We start from the raw sequence: 18,222 nt of genomic DNA, 5'->3' as shown, positions 1-18,222 counted from the left end.
AAAAAACGCCCCCTTAGTTAAAAGGAAGGCGTTACAGTTGGTTTAAATTGTGCAAGACGTTGTTTTCGTCTATTATTCGTAGTTTCTACAGGTTGCGCTAATGCTTCCCCGACAACTTTTTTATCTAATACGATGTACGTATTACCTTGATTACTTTGGTTATTATCTGGAGATGTTGTTTTAACTTGCTGCTCTTGTTTCGGTGCGTTATATCTAGTTTGTTGAGGTGTAGGATTAACCTGTACTAGATCATTAACAAACCGCTTAGAATTCGCGAATTGATTTTGTAGTGTATCGCTAACAAGGTTACCCTCTATAAAGTCACCCATAACGATATCTTCTTTTAGTGCTGCAAACCCATCCATTACAGATTCCGCAAGTGTACGGGCCTTTTTAACGGCATATTTAGTCATGCCTACAACACCGTTAGCAAGACCTTCAGTAACGAATTCCCCTAAAGCGTAGGTAACGCGTGACGGTGAGTGAATGTCGAAGAAATCGGCGATTCCATCTTTGATATTACTTGCTACACGTTTCACGGTTGATACAGCACTTCCGACCATGCTCGATATACCATTGATAAGTCCTTGAATTATATTTTTACCTATTCCAGTCAACATCGTTCCGGCATTACTGAAACAGTTTTTTATGCCGCCGATAACGTTAGTTGTGATCGTTGATAGTAATTGACCTACTAGAGATAAAATACCTTGTATCAGCATTCTCAGAATTTGTATACCTGCATTTAGTATCTGAGGTAGATTTGCAATGATTGTCTGCGCTATTTTAACGATAAGACTTAATGCAGTAGAAATTAGCTGTGGTAAAATCTGAATGATACCACGGATTAGCATTGTTAAAATCTGAACGCCAGCCGCTAAAATCTTAGGTAGATTTTGCATGATAGTATCAACTATTTTAACGATTAGTTGAATCGCAGTTTGTATTAATTGAGGGAGAACTTTTACGATCCCTTCAACAATAGCAATCAAAATTTTCATCCCAGCTTCTATTATTTTCGGGAGATTCTGAATTAACATTTCAGCAACTTTCGTCACCAACATCACGGCTGTTTGTAGCAGATTAGGTAAAACCTGCATAATTCCGTTTATTAAAGCACCTAAAATCTGAATGCCTGCATTTAAAATTTGAGGTAGTAAATTGGCGATCGCATTCACTAGCGTAGTTATCATTTGTATAGCCGCGTTTATAATTTGAGGTAAACTTTTTATGATGCCATCAATTACCGCCATCAAAATTTTGATACCTGCATCTAAAATGAGAGGAAGTAAAGTTCCGATAGTGTTAACGAGAGAATTCACCAATTCAACAGCAACTTGGACAAGCGTAGCCACCACGACAGGTAAAACTTGCACGACTCCATTTATTAGGAATGTCAGTATTTTAACGCCTTGCTCCAGGAATTGTGGTAAGTACGTTGTGATTACTGTTACAATCCCGGTAATTACGTTTGTTATCGCTGAAGTTAAAAACGGTAACATTGTATTCATACCCTCTACAATCGTAGGGAGAAAATGAGATGCCGTAATTAGTAATGCAGGTAATCCGCCGAGTAACATCCCTATCAAAGTAGGAAGGATCGTCATGAAGATTTGCCCGAGTTGAGATGTATCTCCACCTAAAGCTAATCTAACAGCCTCTACTAAACTAGAAATAGCTGTTTTGATAGTTAGAATCGCATTACCTATTAAAACACCCGCTATCTGGAATCCTACAGGCATTAAATTAAGCCACCCATTCATTAGATCGCCTGTTGATATAACAGAAAGAATGTATCTTCCAAAATTAAGGAATGCATTGCCGATATCATTTAACGGTCCGAACAGTGATTGGAATGATGTGGACATAGTTGCGATAACATTACCAACTGCCATAGCGGCGTTTTGCCAGCTGACAGGAAGATGTGTAATGAAATCGTTCATGTTATCTCCATCTAACGCAGCAAAGTAAAAATACTTCCCTAAAGCTACGATAGATTGTCCGAATGAGTTAACTGCCAACATCGCCGGAGCGATTGAATTAGCTAACCCTTGTACACTTGGTGGCAAAGCATTTAATGCATCAGAGAAGATATTACCTGTTAGCGCAACGTTCGTTAAATAACTACCTAGCTGCATCAAGTCTTTCCCTAATTGCATCGTAGTGCCGAATAGAGAAATCATGTTAGTTCTCATATTAACTATAGATTGACCCATAGCCATTGCAGCATTTTGCCAGGAGTCCGGAAGATGCGTAACCCAATCATTGAAATGATCTCCGTCTATAGCTGCGAACGCTAGATACTTGCCTAAACTCAATACGTTAGAACCAAACTCCATTGTTTTTGTTCCTGCTGTAGTAAGTGCTGTTTGCATTTTTTTAATGCTATTCTGTACTAAATCAGAATTATAAGCGGCTTTTGCAAGATCTACTCCGTTTTGGTATAAAGCTTTACTGAAGTTAACAACCGCTTTAACGGTTCCGTCTACAAAGTTTTTGAACTTCTCATTCGTTTTGTAGAAGTGGGTCAATCCTACCGTTAATCCTGCTATAGCTGCCGCCGTTATCCATACAGGTGCTGATAATGTAGCGAATGCAGTTGCAACAGGCATAATTAAGGGTCGTAAAGCGAATAAAATCGCCCTCAGACCTTTAAAGTATCCAACTCCGAGAGCTAAAGGGAATAATAGTGCCATCAGTGCAGGCACTAACATGATCGTACCTTGAATGAATCTAGCCATTACCGGATGCGCTTCGTTGAATGCTATGGTTAATTCAGCTAATTTCGTGACAAATTTATATATAGGTACCATAACAGCGGTAAACGCGTCCCTCATCGGCTTAAGCGCTTCAGTAATCTTTTCTAGCATATTTTTAAATGTTTCAGCGTATTTCGGGTCCATCTCCATATTAGCTTTATGCAGGCCGCCATACATGAACAGCATGCTTGCACCTACACCAATAGCTAAAAAAGGCAATCCCATAAGAATTGTATTCAAACGCATTGTTTCATCCGTTAGGGTTTTCATACTTGCTTGCGGTCCATGTAACTCTAGAGCGATTTGTGCAGCGGAACCACTACGAGCTACCCGATCCAAGCTATCAACTAAAGCTAATGCAGGTCTTGCTGTGTTGTATAGTGGATTCTTCATTGCGTCCAGGTTTTTTGTTGTTTTAGATGCAGCAGAAGACATTGCATTCATAGCACCGATAGTTTGAAGCATTCCCATCATAGCGAGTCTATTAGCGTTAATCTGAGCGTCTTGCGAGGCTTTCATTGCTTTCCCTATTTCATTAGCCTGGCCGATAAACGCTTGGTTGGTACCCTGGAAGTCCCTAGATCCCTGGGCCATCTGATAAAATCCATAGGTAGCTTTAATTTGATCTTCTTTAAAAGGGATCATTGCCATCTTTTGAGCATGGAAGCCTTGTCGCATTTCCATCATCATGCCTCTGGCTTCAACTGACATATAGCGGTAAGATCCGCCAATGTCACCCATAAGACCACCTATCTCGTTACCATAAGCCCGGCGATATTGCCTTGCATAATATTCAGAGTCACCTACCATACCTTGCATTCCCCGACCCATTTCGTTACGCATTCCACTAGCCGTTCGACCCATGTTATTGCCGATACGACCTAATTCGTTATTAACTCGTTGTACGTCACTTCTGACGTGACCGGTGTCTAGCCTGGTTTCTATATCAACGCGCCCATCAGACATATTGTTCCACCTGCCTTTTTTGCGCTTCTAATCTTCTTAGATACGCCTTATACTCCATTTCTTCCCTAATAGCTTTAGCTTCCGGCAATTCGTAACGTTCTTTCATTGTCTTTATCCGCTTACGTTCTTCGGAATTATGCTTATCTTTTTTAGGGATTTCGCAGGTACGATAATGAATCGCTATTTTCATAGGCGCCTTTTCAGACAAGTTATTAAACAGAGCTAAAAACTCACTCCACTGGAGTTTTCCTTGTTGTTCAAATAAATTGATACTGTAGTCAAATAAAAAAGACGCAAATATCATATCTGCATCTAGCGTAAAATTAACAACAGGGACATCAGGAGTCTCTTCATCGAGCGGATTCCCTATCGATTCCGTCATTTCTCCGGATTTCTTATCTGCCGTTAAATCAATATTCAATTTATCTTTAAACACATCTATAACAAGGTTCTCTTTACCTTGCATATTAAGTTGAGCTAATAACGAATGATCAACGATAAGCATCATCAAAGCGATGTTAGGCTTCACTCTATTGCTAATCGAGTCATCGTCAAATAACTCCATAATTTTCAAGACATTATCAAAGGACAAGTTTAGTTCTATGTTTACCCCTGCCCAATGATATATATCTCTATTTCTATCGGTTAGTTTGAACATCCTTAATCACCTTACTTTTTAAGGTTAGCTAGGTATTTTGACTGCGATTCCTCTGATTTTTTAAACGTTTCCTCTGCGTATAAATCATTTAAGTAATGAACAAGGCTTAAAAGATTCGCTACAGAACGCCCTGAAAGGTCGTATAACTCTTCAAAAGCACCTTCTCCTAAGAAAGTATTGACAACATCTTTTGTAATTTCTTTCTGCTTTTCCGCTAATGAATCAATTTCTTCGTCAGTAGCTTTTTCGTAATCAGAAATTGATTTTTGCAGTTCATCCGTAGACGCCTTGAAACGTTTTAAAGATTTTTGGTAACGGTTCAAAGCATCATCATTGAATTCTACTTTAAATAACTTACCCGCAACGTTTACCTCTTTATATGTTTTCTCGAAATTAAATTGGAATACTTGTGACATTTAATCCACTCTCCATTTTTATATTTTTTATAAATCCATTTATTAAAAGGCGGAGAGCCGCTTAACGCGACTCATCCACACCTTAGGGGGTCACCCTGGAGTTACATCTCCAGCTTTAGTGAATGTCGGAATGCCATCGAATGAAATCGTGAATTCAATTTCACCTTTACTGTTCGCATCTCCACCTGGTGCTTTGATTTCAGATAACGTTGCTCTACCTTCCCATTTGTCACCGTTAGGCTCTGTTACCTCAAAGTCTACTTTACGTTCTGGTCCGACTTTATTCAGCTTGCTGAAGATGAAATCTTGTGCTGCATCTCCATAGAAACGATGTCCTTCAAAGCTGTATGCTAACATGAATCCTGTAATATCACGTTCAGCAGCGCCACCGCCATCAAAGTAGTAGTTTTCGTCGCTTTCTTCGTTGTTGTCGGGATCTACAGATGTAATACCTTTTGCGATAGGTTCCAGTTTCTTTGTGCCTGTAGCTGCTGTATTAATTTTAAATTTGTATCCGTGGTTTAATAAGAATGACATTAAGTTATCCTCCCTTTACTAGTTCGGTAGTGAATAGCGCTGTAAATATAGACTCGTTAGCAGCGTTTTTATCAACGAAATTAGGCTCTACATACTTCACTAGACTAATCAGAGTATAAGAACTATCTATACTGTAAAAAGTGCGTCTGTGAGAGTTATGAAGAGCCTCTGCCATTGCATCTATACTTTCCATTGCTTCTAATTCGTTCTCGCTTTTAACGAGTATTTGAAACTGTTTACGGATTGTCTCACCGTCAAAGTACTGTTCACCCGGAACGGATGGAATAATCCGTACGGCTATACTCTTGCGCGGCTTACCATCTGCACCGACGTCAAGGTTGTTTGCTTTGATACGAGCGAATATAACACTTTGTGGCAGTGTATTTAAATGCTTAATCACACTCTCAATAAGCCATTTCATGTGATCACCTACAGATTATCTTTCATTGTTTGTTCCACAATTCTTTTCCAATCTTCTGTATGAGCCGCTTTAGCTGCTTCGAACCAAAGTCCTTGCGCGTTAACGTTCACATCATGAGAGAAATTATATTGTGGGTTGTAATACAAACGACGGGCGTACGGCGTGTCCCATCCGACATGACCTTCACCCGGTCGACTGTATCTGACGCCGGATCGTTTTAGTTCTGTAGTATCTTCAGGAGCGTAAAAATTGCTATCCTTCAGCACTTGTTCATCTAAAGCGAATTGAGCCTTTTGTGTAGCCTCCATAACCTTTGATTCAATTTGATGAGTGTCAACTCTAACGTTAACCCTAATCATTGAAGGTATAACTCCGTGTGGTGCGGTCTGTTAGGATTTGTAGTATAAAGTGGCTCAACTTCTTTAATGTACATTTCCTTTCCGTTCCACACGATTTTCGACTTTTCTTTGAAAATTTGATTAGGAAATTCCGAGTTGATAGAGTCATGGAATAATATCGACTGAAACGTCACGCTATCTCCTGTAGTTGCGTTGTACACCTTCTCATTGGGTTGTACTCGCACTCTTTTGATTGTGATGGGCGGTTTGTAGGAAGCGGATGAGCCACCCCAAATGTCACCGTCTTCGATGTATTCGTGATACTCCACGTTATGGATTAACATGTGCAGCGGGATAGGAATGATATTAATCATCGTGTGCTCACCCCACTGTATAGCAACCCTGTAGGCTTTAAGAATTTAATAGCCCCATGCGAGAAACTCGGATCCACGCTTGTTCCGCCTTCTGTCTTACCGCCACGCAATAACCCATAACGGAACTTTCCTACCTGCATAACAGGCGTCTCTACCATAACGTTACTTGAGGTTTCCCCGTATAAGGCGATGAACTCAGTTTGAGCAGCAGCAGCTTTCATTACTTGTTTCTTAATGAATGGGGCTACCTTGTCAAAATCGATGCCTTCCAACTTGTAATGGATCATTTGGTCAATTACATCAGAGGCTCTTTTAATCATCCGATTCAGCATCACATCGTCATCAACCGGAGTCCCTTCATATTCGTTTCTGTAGTAATCAATAGTTATATAAAGCATGTAATCACCTACTTAGCGGCTGATTTTTTAGGAGCCTTTAATTCTGCAATTTCCGCCTCTAACTCATCGATTTTATCGAGCGTTTGATTGTACTCTTGTACCGAAATGTTACGGCCGCCAGTAGCGCGTTTCAGAATCTTACCTTCGTCGTTGATTTGGTCGAAACCGTCATTCAGATAGCTAGTCAAGAAGTCTTTATCAATGTTTAATACTTTGTTTAATCGTTTTACTTTTACCGTGTTACTCATTTAACCACCATTCCTTTCTTATATAAAAGAGAAAAAGAGAGCTATGAAAGCCTCTCTTATGCAGAAGTAATATTGAATTTAACACCGTCTACTTTAGCGCCTAAGATAAATACATCCCAGTATTTGCGCTCGTAGTAGAAGTATTTGCCGCCAGTTGTAGCAGAGGGTTGATCCAGGCTAACGAATTCATATTGCTGTGGAGCAACCATAGCTAGTGGGTGAATTAAGATCATGTTGATTTGTTTTGCAGTCGCATCAGGTACAGCGCCGTTAGTGAAGTTGTAAGCCGTTTTCATGCGTGTAGATGGTACAGTAACGATTGTCACATCATCTAGAGAATACACACCACGGTTAACAGCTTTCTCAGCAGTTCCGCCAATATCAAATTGACGCTGTAAATCTTTAGCTGCTTTCGCGATCTTTTTAACAGCGGGTGTGATGTAAAGAAGACGTCCCTCTTGCGGCACTTCCGCTTCATCCTGCTCTAACATCATTTGATCGAATACTTCCAAGAAACTTTCAGGAGTAAGAACAGTTGTGTCAGCTGTTTTACCTGCTCCAGTGAATTCAGCGTATAATTTAGAAGCCATGTATTTATCATGCTCTGGTACTGCTTCTTCATCGTTGAATACACGAGTGATATTAGCGATAGATACAGCCATGTTTGATTCATCGATGTCGACTGGATCAACTAAAGTTTTGAATTCACGGTCATGTCCTAGTGTTTTAGGCTCAAAAGAGTTATCAACGCGGCGAGTAGTGTTACCAACAACATCACGGTTAACATCAGTGTAACCACCGACTTTAATACGTGGGATTTGAATCGTTTTTGCTCCAGACCATTTAACAACAGCATTGTTAGGCGTGTTGTATAGTGCGCCGAAAGCTAAGCTTTGAGAAAACTTTTGAACTAAGACCTCTTGATATTGTGTTGCGTAGTTTAATGTAGCCATTAATAAATCACTCTTTTCTTTTAGTATTTTTGCAAAACAAAAAGCCATCCATAAAGATGACTTTTTTTAAAAAAACCTATTGCTTTTTAACTCCGAACGCTGCAGCCCACTTTTCGGATTCGGTTATTGTTGTTTGTTGATGTTGACCTTGTGAAAAAGTCGGTTTCGCCTTTCCTGGATCAATAGGTGGTTGTTCCGCTACATCTTTAAAATAAGGATGCTGTTCAGCAACCATTTCGATAGCTTTAGTGATGTCTATTTCTTCAGTTACCTTTGTTTTAGCTAGAGTAATAACATCGTTTATACTATCTTCTTTAATTTTCGCTTTAATCGCCGCATTTTCAGCTTGAAGATTAAATAACGAGTCGCCTTGTTCTTTGATTTGATTCTGATAGTTAGTAAGCGCTTCTTGTTGCTTCTCTTGATCAGTTTTAAGTGTCTCTTGATGCGCTTTCCAATCAGTGAGTGTTTGCGTTAATTGATCAACGTTTTCTACACCTAATTGTTTCAAAAGCGCTGATTGTTGTTCCGTTTTCGCTGCATCTAACTGTTCTTGTGTAAATGTCACAGGAGCAGGAGGTTCAACTACTGGCGGTACAATAGGTGGAGTAACTGGATCTACTGGCGGTGTTACATTAGGTTCACCCCCTTCCGGTTCGGGTGGTGTTAGATCGTTAAAATACTGCATATTTGTTAAACGTAAGCGATATTTGTTTTTCATAATAAACCCTCCTAAGCGGTATATATTTTTTCTCTTTCTGGTCGTCTTGTTCGGCCTGTAGTTTTGATGAAGTCTCTCATGTTAGCTTGGCGTTGGGATACTTTCTGCTTCGCTAACTTCACGCCCTCTTTATCGCCGAGTTCTTCTAATAACATGACTTCACGCTTCGCCTTCTTGATGTCTCTTTCAAGAGAGCGCTGTTTCTGACTCTCTTTATATACGCGGTCATTCTCAGCGTAATCTTGAGGTTCGTTCCTTTTCGTTGACATCCCTTCAATATAGGGATACTTAATATGTCGGCAATTCACGCCGAGGATTCCCGCCGGATCTCCATAAGAAGTTGTGGACCATGCAGGATACTTTTTACTTTTGCCACTCATAGAGAAGATACGGCCCTGATACGGCGCACATTTCGGTCTACTTCCCGTATGGCTACTTGTTTCAACTAAATCAACACCGTAATCTTTCATGCGTTCATCTTGCATTTCATTAGCTACGTTATTGCTAGTTGATCGGCATACCATATTTACGTAGGCTTCAGCGCTCCATTTCCTTCCTGACTTATCGACAAAACCAGGAATTCCTTTATTAGACCATTCTGCAATAGTCTGTCTAACGGCTTGTTGCTGCGTTATAGTGCCGGCAAGCATCTTACCGACAGTTGTATTTAACACATCTAGATACATTTGCTGAGAGTGTTTTAACATCGTCGTATTGACGAGATTCAAGGTACTAAGCGCTTGATTTACGTATGCATTCAAAATACCGATTAAAGCAGCGTTAGTGGTAATCGGAGACGCTACTTCTAATAATCCTAATTTCATGGCTTGATTGTAGATATCTTCGTGATCTGCAATAGCAGCAGAACCAGCAGCTTTAAGCATTGCTCTTACTTCTTTTACCGTTTTACCGCTATGCTTCGCAAGAGTCTCTAATTGTTGTTTATCTAAGGTACCTAACTTATTCAGCTGTACCATGCGCCAGTGTTGAAATTGGTCACCATTTTCAGCTGTTAACAATAAGTCCATGTCCCTTTTTAGTAATTTAGCCATATTTAAAAGCAACTCTTCTTCTATCGCGTTATAAATATCAACTACGAATAAAGAAAGCTGCTGTGATTTCTCAGGAGGTAAAGCCATTTATTACTCACCTCCGTTATTTTGTTGTTGTGGGTTCCCTTCTAAATTAAAGAAGTCAACATTCTCTGGCATTGCCATCCTGTTTTCCTCTGTGATTTGTTTTAGAAGTTGCTGCGCCTCTTCTTCAGAAATGCCGTGAACCTTCATGAGAGCCTTTACTCGGCTTGTTAGCCCGCTTGTAACAAGTAGGATTTGTTTGTTGATTTCTGCTGTTTGGTCTTCTGCAATAGAATCATCAAACGTTACTGTTACTTCGTAGTCTTCAGTAGTACTGAATGTTCCATATAAAGAAGCGATATCAACAATAACGTCAACTAAGTCCCTGATACAATCTTCTAATATTGTTTCGTGAGATTGTTTTGTTTTGAATGTCTTAGAATTTTCACTAACAACTTCAGTAGCTGTTTTAACCCCTTGACCATCAAAACTAAATGCGCCAGCAGAGAATCCCGTTTGCATTGATAGGTAATTTAATAGAGCGTTAATAGCCGCTGTATGCTCTTCCACTCTCAACTCGACAGAAATGTCCTGGATTTGCTGAGTATCTTCAAGTTTCATCGCCTCATATACTTCATCGCTAGAATCAAAGTAACGATGCGACATCCCGGAAATAGGATCAACAACGTGTTTGATAGCAGAAGTAGGGACAATAATACGTTTCTTACCTAATACGAATTCCCTTTGAAAACTATCAAATGCGATATCAAGAGATCTCAATACATCTAAAGAGTTCGCATACATCGAGATGCCAAGTGGAGAATATAAATCAAGGTTATTTGCTGTATTAGGTCTGAAGTATACGAATGTAGGACGTGATAAGTCATTTATCCTAACCTCATCTTCTAAATCTTCATACAGTTCTTTTAGCCCTGTTCTGACGCCTAATTCACCTTTATTACGGCTCACATACAGTTCATTTTTAATTACGTGCTGCTGTTGCCCTTCTTCACCACGTTCGATTAAATGCCATTCTAAAAGCGTGTAATATTTTCCGGCTTTTGTAGACTCGTTAATAAATACACCTTCTGTTACCTTGCTATTGTCCCACGATACAGGTACGAAACAATCAGCAGTGACGAATGTCAATTTAATATCGCCATCGTGGTACACTTTGATAACCATGCCCCCAAGCGACAACATGTATTCAAGGTACCTTTGGAACTCTCTATTGAAATTGTTATCATCTAAAACATTCTTAATCTCTTTGAATAGCTGTTCGTCAGAGATATTAATAGAGCATTTTTCATTGAAGATAAGAGAAGACATCTCTTGTGTAATGACTTTCGCCATATTGAGCGATGCCATTTTACGCTGCTTTTGCCCTTCAATCGTTTGGTATTTCAAATTGTGCCATTCAGCGAAATGACCACTATAGATAGCCTTCCAAACGTCTATCTGCTTGTAGGATTCCTCATCAATGGTAACCTTTCGATTATCGGTAACTTTCTTAATACCGGAAATTAAGCCCATTTTGTAGAGCAGCTCCTTCCCTTTGTTGATTAACCATGTAAACACTATTTATCACCTACTTTACATAGTTGTTATAGAAGTAATTCCCACTGTAGCGTGCTTCATCTAAGCTATGATTATAATTATCTATCGGGCTTCCGTTGTCTTGACGCACATACATACCGATTTCTTTTAAAAAGTGGTAATGATCGTATTCGTCACACTCGACAATATAAAACTGTTCATTTGTCATTAAGTTCTGGAGCCTTTCGATACCAACTTCCATACCTTTTGATGAACCGCTAACATCATGTGCATTGTTATCTGCACCTGTCGTATTAATCCCTAGTAAGTGAAGTTCTTCTCTTAGAGACTTACATGCAGGATCGACAAATACTTCGCTGTACTGCATTTGGAATCGTCTTACGCACCATTCAATAAACATCTTAATCTCTTTAGCGTATACAGACATCGCTTTTACTTGTCCTGTTTCCGCTCCACTGTGATAGTAGTGAGCAACACGCATTAATCTGAATTTATCTTTGAAACGAGTTACGATATTACAAGCGCAACTTGTAGCATCTGACTGGCCACCATCTGCCGTGAAAAACATTTCGTAACGATCGCCGAGTACTGCATGCTCAACGTTCTTATTCATATCAAACATCGAATAAATAACACCCTGAGGCATTACACGTTTCCCATGCCAATCTCGTTCTAATAGATACGGATTTTTAGAAAGAACATCATATATTTCCTGCTTACGTTGTTCTGATAATATCGGATTATCATTAGGCGTCCAATGTGTCCAACGTGTTTTTTGAACGTCGAATACTTCCGATATAACAGGATGATTAGGAGCAGGTGGATTCAAGTCTGCTAAATGGTAACGATCCTGCGCGGCGAAGGTACGTCGAAAACATTCTTGTATCATCCCCATGTTCAGCAGATTGATTTCGCAGAATACAACGCTACCAAGCGACATACCTGTAATAGCCCCGACACTGTTACTCTTTCCTCCACCTTTATAAAACACTTTCTTGATACCGTTCGGCGTGTGTATTTCTAAATGAGATCCTAGTTCGTTATGCTTGATCTCCGCAAGACCACCGAATATATGTTGTAATCCAGTTCCATCTCCGTCTATAAATAAACGTTGTGCTTGCTCTTGGTTATAAGCGACGATTAAATGGTTTGTATCCCTGGTCCACGACAAATAATCAGCATATCTAAAGTGACCTGCTGTTGTCTTCCCACTACGCGGAGTCCCTTCCAGTACATCAAATGTGTAATTGTAAGGGCGGTAGATTACTTCTAATTGTTTGGGTGAAAACTTAATCGCTGTTTTGCTCATATTGTTTACGCCCTTCTATTAATGCATCTAACAATGAAGTATCTTTCGTTTGGCCACGTAATTTCTTAGCACGTAATTCAACGAATTCCGTTTCTGCTTTCGTCTTATCGAGCATTAGACGCATGTTAGCTATCTTCAGCAATCGTTCATCATCCTCGTGCGCTAATGTCACGAAACGAGTGATTAAATTGGATAGCGTAGTCATAGCCTTTGAATATGCCTGAAGCAGCTTTGCTTGTTTATCATGAGCAAAGTCTATTGTGTACGTGGTGCTTTCTCCAGACGTCGTTATTTCCTCTGACATATCATCCTTATCCCTAACATGCATGATGCGCTGTGAATTCATAATGTTAAAGTACTGCAGATGAATAGAACTCCATAACATATCTATTTCAGTATGGTTTTGTATTTCATCAAGCAACTCCATTGCGTGTGGATCATCATTAGGAATTATCTTTCTAAACAATCCATGCGTCATAGCGTTATGGTTCCCTTTTGGTGGGCCATGACCAACAGCATTCTTATTACCCCATTTAGGATTTCTATTTCCGGGGTTCCCTGCTGCATTCTTGTTATTAATGGGTGCACCTGTTTTCTTAGTTTGGGTGCATCCTTTTTCATCTTGTGGGTGCACCCCTTTTCGATTCCAACCATGCCTTTTTCTCCAGGACTTAATTGTATTCACACTGACCTCATATTTCTCAGCCAGCTCCTTGTACTTCATTCCTTGCATGTAATCTTCTTGAGCTAACTCGTGTTTTTGTTTCACTTCACATCACCCACCACCTTCTATATTAATAGGAAGTAATTCGTCATAACTCCTCCTTGTGATAATATCTAGTTAATTTAGTTTAAGATTCGAATTATATATTTACCAAATAAATACAAGCTGTTATAATAAAGGTACATTGCCATCGGACAAAACTTGAAAGCCAACAAGTTTTGTCCTTTTTTATGTCTACGCCTTCAGAAATTCATCAATTGTCTTATCTAACACACTGATAAGTGCCTCTCGTTCTTGTTTCGGCGTTGTATTGTCGTTCATTTCATTAAACATCGCAACTGCTTTTTCTAGCTTCTGCGGTTCAATATGTTGTTGTACTAACTCCACACCAATTACATTATTTATTAACTTACCTATGACAGCCATCTGCTCTTGTTTAGTTAGTTTCATTTTTTCTCGCTCCCTGAATATCATTCGCTGATATCTTGATAGCATCCGCTGTTTGCTCAACTACAGATTCCACCATTACTTTCCCGTCTAACGAAACTCTAACCGCAGAATCCATCCCTACAGATTTACTATCGTTAATCTGTTTAATTATTTCAGATCGTGTAACTACTTGTTTAATATCAGTTACGTCCGCTTTCTCAGATAACTTGCGTTCTAAATCGCCAACATAATTCCTCAATTCATCTACAGTTACAGACAAAGTATTGATCTGTCCTTGCATGATCATTTTATCCACATACATTTGTTGTGCTGTTGTTTCTAAGACTTCAAGCCTATGATTTATAACATCTTTATCTTCCATCCTTCATCCTCCTCCAAAATAAAAAGAGAGTTTCATCTTGAAACTGTCCTTATAAAATAAAAAAGCAGCGGATTCGCTACTGTAATTGTTCAACTATCTCATGAAATAACTGTTGCCCTTTTTCTGGATATCTTTTTAATCCACCATCAGCAAAGTATTCACCTTCGTTACTAATCATCTCAATTAGTACTTCGCCTTTTTCCCAAACCTGCAAAGAGAATGCCACGCATGATTCAAATTCTTTTAACGCTTCTTCTCTGTCCACTGTCGCTAACATAATATCTGAATCAGAATCGTCCCACATCACAACTGTATAAATCAGCATGAAATCACCTCAAAAGAGTCTTATTTTTAAAAATCCATAATACGAAACTAATTTATACAGGGAAATTAATAATATATTCATCTAGTTTTCTATTTAGTTTACATAATTATTGTTATACGCAGTTGTTTAAAGTTGATATAACGGGAAATCGTTGATACCACTCACTTTCCGTTACATATCATTCCATATATTTATGCATGATTTTATGCACACCCTATTTTAGCGGGTTTCCAACACCTAACCACCGTTATTTCCTGCATAAACTTCACTTTGTTAACTATCTACACTTTTGTTCAGTTTTAGTTTAAAATCATCCAATCATTCGCTAACATATCCGTCTGAGATGCAAGCCACCCAACAACAATTGTATTTTGTGCGGTTTTCATTGCGATCGTATCAACAAATGAAGGTTCGCCTACATACTCACCATAACCATATTTTAATCCGCTTGATAGTTCACTACCTTTTATAAGATAAAGGTGCATGTCTTTTCCATTCCAACCTTCACGCTTTACTCTTTTACCTTCTACTAATGCTACTATTGCTCGTCCAAACGTCATTATTATTTCCTCCTCTATTTTCGTTCGTTGTGTTCGTTTGTTTTGTTACTTGTTATCAAATACAACCGAGACTACATACTTAGCGTTTAACATCGCCATAATGTTCCCATCGTCATCTTTGATATCTAAAATGATATCTGTCGTGAATAACTTATTGCCGTTTTTCTTGTACAAAGCTAATAGTGCTGGTCCATTCATAATATGAACATCACCATTAACAGTTTTAAGTACAGCTATCATTCCCTCACCCCTTATCTTCCTTAGCAACCTTCAAGAACTCTTTCAATCCATCCACAACTTCTTTGTTATTCTCAACAAGTTCACCCTTAACAAAGATATCTCCGTTGCTTTTAAGTGTTATAATCTCTTTACCACCAGCATTGAAAATGATATCTCCATGACTAGGATTTAAACGAGCCATATCATCACTGTTTAACGTAAGTTTCGTCGTTAGTTTCATTCCCTCACCCCTTATCATCCCTTAACAACAAACAAGACGCCACCAAGATCACGGCAGCGCCTACGATAATTGCTATTGGTTTAATCACACATTTCCTTTATACCGTGATAATTGAGCTAATTCTTTCTCTAATGACTTAGCGATTGCTTTTCCATCAGGAACTTGAATTGAAGTACCTACACTAGCAATTGCATCTCCTAATTCTTCAAATGCTTTTGTACAGCCTTCAGCAGCTTTCTTTAATCGTTCAAGTTTTACTTCTGCTTCGTCAGTATCAACATTAACTTCAATATCTAATTTGTTTCTAGGATTCTTTACTTCTTCCATCATTCATCCTCCTAACCAAATATCCATTCCATTCATATTCACGTTTAATATGTAATTTCTATATAACAAAGAAAAAAGCACCCGCAATGGATGCTTTAGATAGTTTTGTATAAATCGATAATGGAATCTGTATAATGTTCTAGCCAAGCTTCATTAGCATCTAACATATTGCTAATGAAAATTTCTCTCCCATTATCAAAATTCAACTTTAATATGTGTTCATTATGTTTATAATTACCCTTAGTTAACGACTTAGATAATAACTTACAATTAAAATGATTGTATTGATAGTTATTTTTTTCTTTTTCGACAGTTAAGTAACCATCTTTTAAAAAGAATATTAATTCTGTTTTATCGCCATTCCATAAGTTCTTTGGGTAAAAGAATATGAAATCCTCGGATTCATTATAAATGTTGTTCAAATCCGCTATAATTCTTCCGTACTCATCGTATCCTTGTATTTCTCTCTTTTTTACTGTCTCTTTAAATTCAGCATATGTCATTCCCATTTCTCCATCTCCTTTGTACACTTTATGCAAATACTTATATTCGACATAATTAGATACAATCCTCTTCATCAAAACAAAAAGCCATCACCGAAGTGACAGCTTTCAAGGGGATGGGAGAAACATTCACGAAAGGGGAATTTCGCAATCATTTCAAGGCTGAGTGCTCTCAACCTTCTCCAAATCACCGCATCAACTAGTATGGCTACACGCCCTGTGTTCGGTGACTGGGAGAAGAGCAAGAATGCTCTTTTAACCTTGTTATGAAGTAAGTATTGCTCGAGTTACTTACTTCTGTCTTCTGATCATTCTGCGCTCAGTTACGCCGGGAGCAAGTCCCAAAGTATGAGGTGTTCATAACCTCTTTCAACATACAGATTCCTATATGCTCAAAGAGAGCAATGAAAACTCTCTCGTTTATACTCCGTGGAGTCGGCTACTTAATGTCATTTTCACCAATTACGTTTACACAACGTGATTATATCCAGACGCATATGTTTCTTCCTACGCCTTGTTTGAACCAACACATAAGACTGAGGGGAATGTTCAGCTGTATTGGCTCAAACAAAGAGCGGAAGCTCTCTGCTCGTTTAATCGTTTAAGAAGAATCCAGCTTACGTTACATTAATAAAAATCGTGAGTAATTACTAATGTAATAGATAAGACTTTACTTCTTTGTAACATGCAGTTCATTCAATCGAACGAACCATCATTCCATCGGTAAAACGATCCAGTTTTAACATAGAAATCAAGAAACCACATGACAGGGTGGTTTTACTACCTATGAGCCTACAAACGAAAGGCGGTACGCTTATACACTCAATGAGAAGTAAAACAGCATGACGAATGCGAGTTATCTCACACCCGCCACACTGGAATATGTTTTAGTTAGTTTAAGGGAATCTTACCACCCTTACGGCGAGATTCTTACCGCCCATGCCTGCCCTTCCGCAGTATACGTTAAGGTGTACTAATCCTCTTCGGTATGCGGTTTTCAAAGAACTTGTACATTAAGAATACCGTTGATTTCATTATCAAAATTCCCCCTATTTAGTCCCCTTTTTTGTCGGGATTTTGTCGATGTTTTCGGATAGCGATAACACTTTTATCTAAATTTAATTTTTTCTAAAGGTCGTGAATCCACTGTATACACTGTCTGACCTTCACTTTTCCGTTTTGAATAAAACATGAATATCCCATCATCTTCTGCATCTTCACACCCTACATAGTCCCAACCATTCTCCTCTAAATGTTCACGATGCTTCCCTTTCTCATGATATGTCTCTTTCGTATACATAAGCTTTATTACCTTCAATTTGTAGTCATACTCACTTAGGATAGGTATTTCCATAATTACACCTGCTTTTCTATAAAATTTATATTTATATTTAAATCATCCCTAAAGATGTAGCAATCAATCGAATAGCATTTTTCTTCTTATAATAGAAGTGATCTTTCTTCATCGATAATTCAGTGTAAATAAAGCTGTCTTTCGGCTTATCCGCATTTAAGTACTTCTTTTTAATAATCTCAGCCTCGTCATAATCTAAAACATACTGCAATGCCTTATCAATCTGTTTAAATTTGATATTACTAATATGTCTCGTATTTCTAATCTCAGGGAACAAACTGATTCCTTCGTGTTTTAACTCCACTTCATTCTCGAAACGAGTTTTCAATGCGCGGTATTCCTTTAGGATTTTCACTACTTCTCTCTGAACCTGTTTTTCTGTTTCTCTATCGATTGCTGGTAATAAAGTTAATTGTTCCATGAAGGA

Annotated in this window: 25 protein-coding genes; all 25 read right to left on the bottom strand. The window is 38.6% G+C overall.

The genetic code is table 11. From position 1 onward, the window contains the following. Positions 1–17: 17 nt before the first annotated feature. Complete coding sequence (locus tag JFU54_RS28605; RefSeq protein WP_201067485.1) at positions 18–3,725, bottom strand: phage tail family protein; 3,708 nt, start codon at positions 3,723–3,725, stop codon at positions 18–20. Then, positions 3,718–4,383 (bottom strand): Gp15 family bacteriophage protein, encoded by a 666-nt coding sequence (locus JFU54_RS28600; RefSeq protein WP_201067483.1) that lies wholly within the window; start codon positions 4,381–4,383, stop codon positions 3,718–3,720. The genes JFU54_RS28605 and JFU54_RS28600 overlap by 8 nt, the downstream gene beginning before the upstream one ends. Before the next feature lie 11 nt (positions 4,384–4,394). Next, on the bottom strand, positions 4,395–4,799 hold the full coding sequence (locus JFU54_RS28595; protein WP_201067482.1) for a phage tail assembly chaperone: 405 nt from the start codon (positions 4,797–4,799) through the stop codon (positions 4,395–4,397). Positions 4,800–4,889: 90 nt separating this feature from the next. Continuing rightward, positions 4,890–5,336, bottom strand: a complete 447-nt coding sequence (locus JFU54_RS28590; protein ID WP_201067478.1) for a phage tail tube protein — start codon at positions 5,334–5,336, stop codon at positions 4,890–4,892. 4 nt (positions 5,337–5,340) lie between these two features. Then, positions 5,341–5,757, bottom strand: coding sequence for a phage tail terminator protein (locus JFU54_RS28585; protein ID WP_201067476.1), 417 nt, complete (start codon positions 5,755–5,757; stop codon positions 5,341–5,343). A gap of 8 nt (positions 5,758–5,765) precedes the next feature. Then, on the bottom strand, positions 5,766–6,116 hold the full coding sequence (locus tag JFU54_RS28580; RefSeq protein WP_201067474.1) for a minor capsid protein: 351 nt from the start codon (positions 6,114–6,116) through the stop codon (positions 5,766–5,768). Continuing rightward, positions 6,113–6,469 (bottom strand): putative minor capsid protein, encoded by a 357-nt coding sequence (locus JFU54_RS28575; protein ID WP_201067472.1) that lies wholly within the window; start codon positions 6,467–6,469, stop codon positions 6,113–6,115. Before JFU54_RS28575 ends, JFU54_RS28580 begins: the two co-directional genes overlap by 4 nt. After that, a complete protein-coding gene (locus JFU54_RS28570) occupies positions 6,466–6,867 on the bottom strand; it encodes a head-tail connector protein (protein WP_201067470.1) in 402 nt (133 codons plus the stop codon). Before JFU54_RS28570 ends, JFU54_RS28575 begins: the two co-directional genes overlap by 4 nt. 8 nt (positions 6,868–6,875) lie before the next feature. Next, positions 6,876–7,115, bottom strand: coding sequence for a hypothetical protein (locus JFU54_RS28565; RefSeq protein ID WP_201067468.1), 240 nt, complete (start codon positions 7,113–7,115; stop codon positions 6,876–6,878). A 56-nt stretch (positions 7,116–7,171) separates the two neighbouring features. After that, on the bottom strand, positions 7,172–8,068 hold the full coding sequence (locus JFU54_RS28560) for a capsid protein (RefSeq protein ID WP_201067466.1): 897 nt from the start codon (positions 8,066–8,068) through the stop codon (positions 7,172–7,174). Between the two features lie 76 nt (positions 8,069–8,144). Beyond that, on the bottom strand, positions 8,145–8,789 hold the full coding sequence (locus JFU54_RS28555; RefSeq protein WP_201067464.1) for a hypothetical protein: 645 nt from the start codon (positions 8,787–8,789) through the stop codon (positions 8,145–8,147). 11 nt (positions 8,790–8,800) lie between these two features. Beyond that, positions 8,801–9,928, bottom strand: a complete 1,128-nt coding sequence (locus JFU54_RS28550) for a phage minor capsid protein (protein WP_201067462.1) — start codon at positions 9,926–9,928, stop codon at positions 8,801–8,803. Between the two features lie 3 nt (positions 9,929–9,931). After that, complete coding sequence (locus tag JFU54_RS28545; RefSeq protein WP_201067460.1) at positions 9,932–11,443, bottom strand: phage portal protein; 1,512 nt, start codon at positions 11,441–11,443, stop codon at positions 9,932–9,934. A gap of 10 nt (positions 11,444–11,453) precedes the next feature. Beyond that, entirely contained in the window at positions 11,454–12,731 is a 1,278-nt protein-coding gene (locus tag JFU54_RS28540; RefSeq protein ID WP_201067458.1) for a PBSX family phage terminase large subunit, read from the bottom strand. Beyond that, entirely contained in the window at positions 12,712–13,500 is a 789-nt protein-coding gene (gene terS, locus JFU54_RS28535; RefSeq protein WP_201067456.1) for a phage terminase small subunit, read from the bottom strand. The genes JFU54_RS28540 and terS overlap by 20 nt, the downstream gene beginning before the upstream one ends. Positions 13,501–13,689: 189 nt before the next feature. After that, entirely contained in the window at positions 13,690–13,905 is a 216-nt protein-coding gene (locus JFU54_RS28530; RefSeq protein ID WP_201067454.1) for a hypothetical protein, read from the bottom strand. After that, positions 13,892–14,266 (bottom strand): hypothetical protein, encoded by a 375-nt coding sequence (locus JFU54_RS28525; RefSeq protein ID WP_242489460.1) that lies wholly within the window; start codon positions 14,264–14,266, stop codon positions 13,892–13,894. Before JFU54_RS28525 ends, JFU54_RS28530 begins: the two co-directional genes overlap by 14 nt. 76 nt (positions 14,267–14,342) lie before the next feature. Further along, positions 14,343–14,591 (bottom strand): hypothetical protein, encoded by a 249-nt coding sequence (locus JFU54_RS28520; protein ID WP_201067452.1) that lies wholly within the window; start codon positions 14,589–14,591, stop codon positions 14,343–14,345. A 299-nt stretch (positions 14,592–14,890) separates the two neighbouring features. Further along, positions 14,891–15,151, bottom strand: a complete 261-nt coding sequence (locus JFU54_RS28515; protein WP_201067450.1) for a DUF2829 domain-containing protein — start codon at positions 15,149–15,151, stop codon at positions 14,891–14,893. A 45-nt stretch (positions 15,152–15,196) separates the two neighbouring features. Next, positions 15,197–15,391 carry a hypothetical protein gene (locus tag JFU54_RS28510; RefSeq protein ID WP_201067448.1) on the bottom strand — a complete coding sequence of 65 codons (195 nt, stop codon included), beginning with the start codon at positions 15,389–15,391 and terminating at the stop codon, positions 15,197–15,199. A 4-nt stretch (positions 15,392–15,395) separates the two neighbouring features. Next, entirely contained in the window at positions 15,396–15,611 is a 216-nt protein-coding gene (locus tag JFU54_RS28505) for a hypothetical protein (protein WP_201067446.1), read from the bottom strand. A gap of 84 nt (positions 15,612–15,695) precedes the next feature. Further along, positions 15,696–15,938 carry a hypothetical protein gene (locus JFU54_RS28500; protein WP_201067443.1) on the bottom strand — a complete coding sequence of 81 codons (243 nt, stop codon included), beginning with the start codon at positions 15,936–15,938 and terminating at the stop codon, positions 15,696–15,698. A gap of 95 nt (positions 15,939–16,033) precedes the next feature. Next, positions 16,034–16,477, bottom strand: coding sequence for a hypothetical protein (locus JFU54_RS28495; RefSeq protein ID WP_207192749.1), 444 nt, complete (start codon positions 16,475–16,477; stop codon positions 16,034–16,036). 1,072 nt (positions 16,478–17,549) lie between these two features. After that, positions 17,550–17,795: a hypothetical protein gene (locus JFU54_RS28490; protein WP_201067439.1), complete on the bottom strand. Its 246-nt coding sequence runs from the start codon at positions 17,793–17,795 to the stop codon at positions 17,550–17,552. Between the two features lie 37 nt (positions 17,796–17,832). Then, positions 17,833–18,216, bottom strand: coding sequence for an ArpU family phage packaging/lysis transcriptional regulator (locus tag JFU54_RS28485; protein ID WP_085313747.1), 384 nt, complete (start codon positions 18,214–18,216; stop codon positions 17,833–17,835). Positions 18,217–18,222 lie beyond the last annotated feature (6 nt).

The sequence above is a fragment of the Bacillus sp. TH19 genome, from assembly GCF_016651075.1.
GTDB lineage: Bacteria > Bacillota > Bacilli > Bacillales > Bacillaceae_G > Bacillus_A > Bacillus_A mycoides.
Note: the sequence above shows the minus strand (reverse complement) of the source record. Positions and strands in the feature narration are given on the sequence as shown.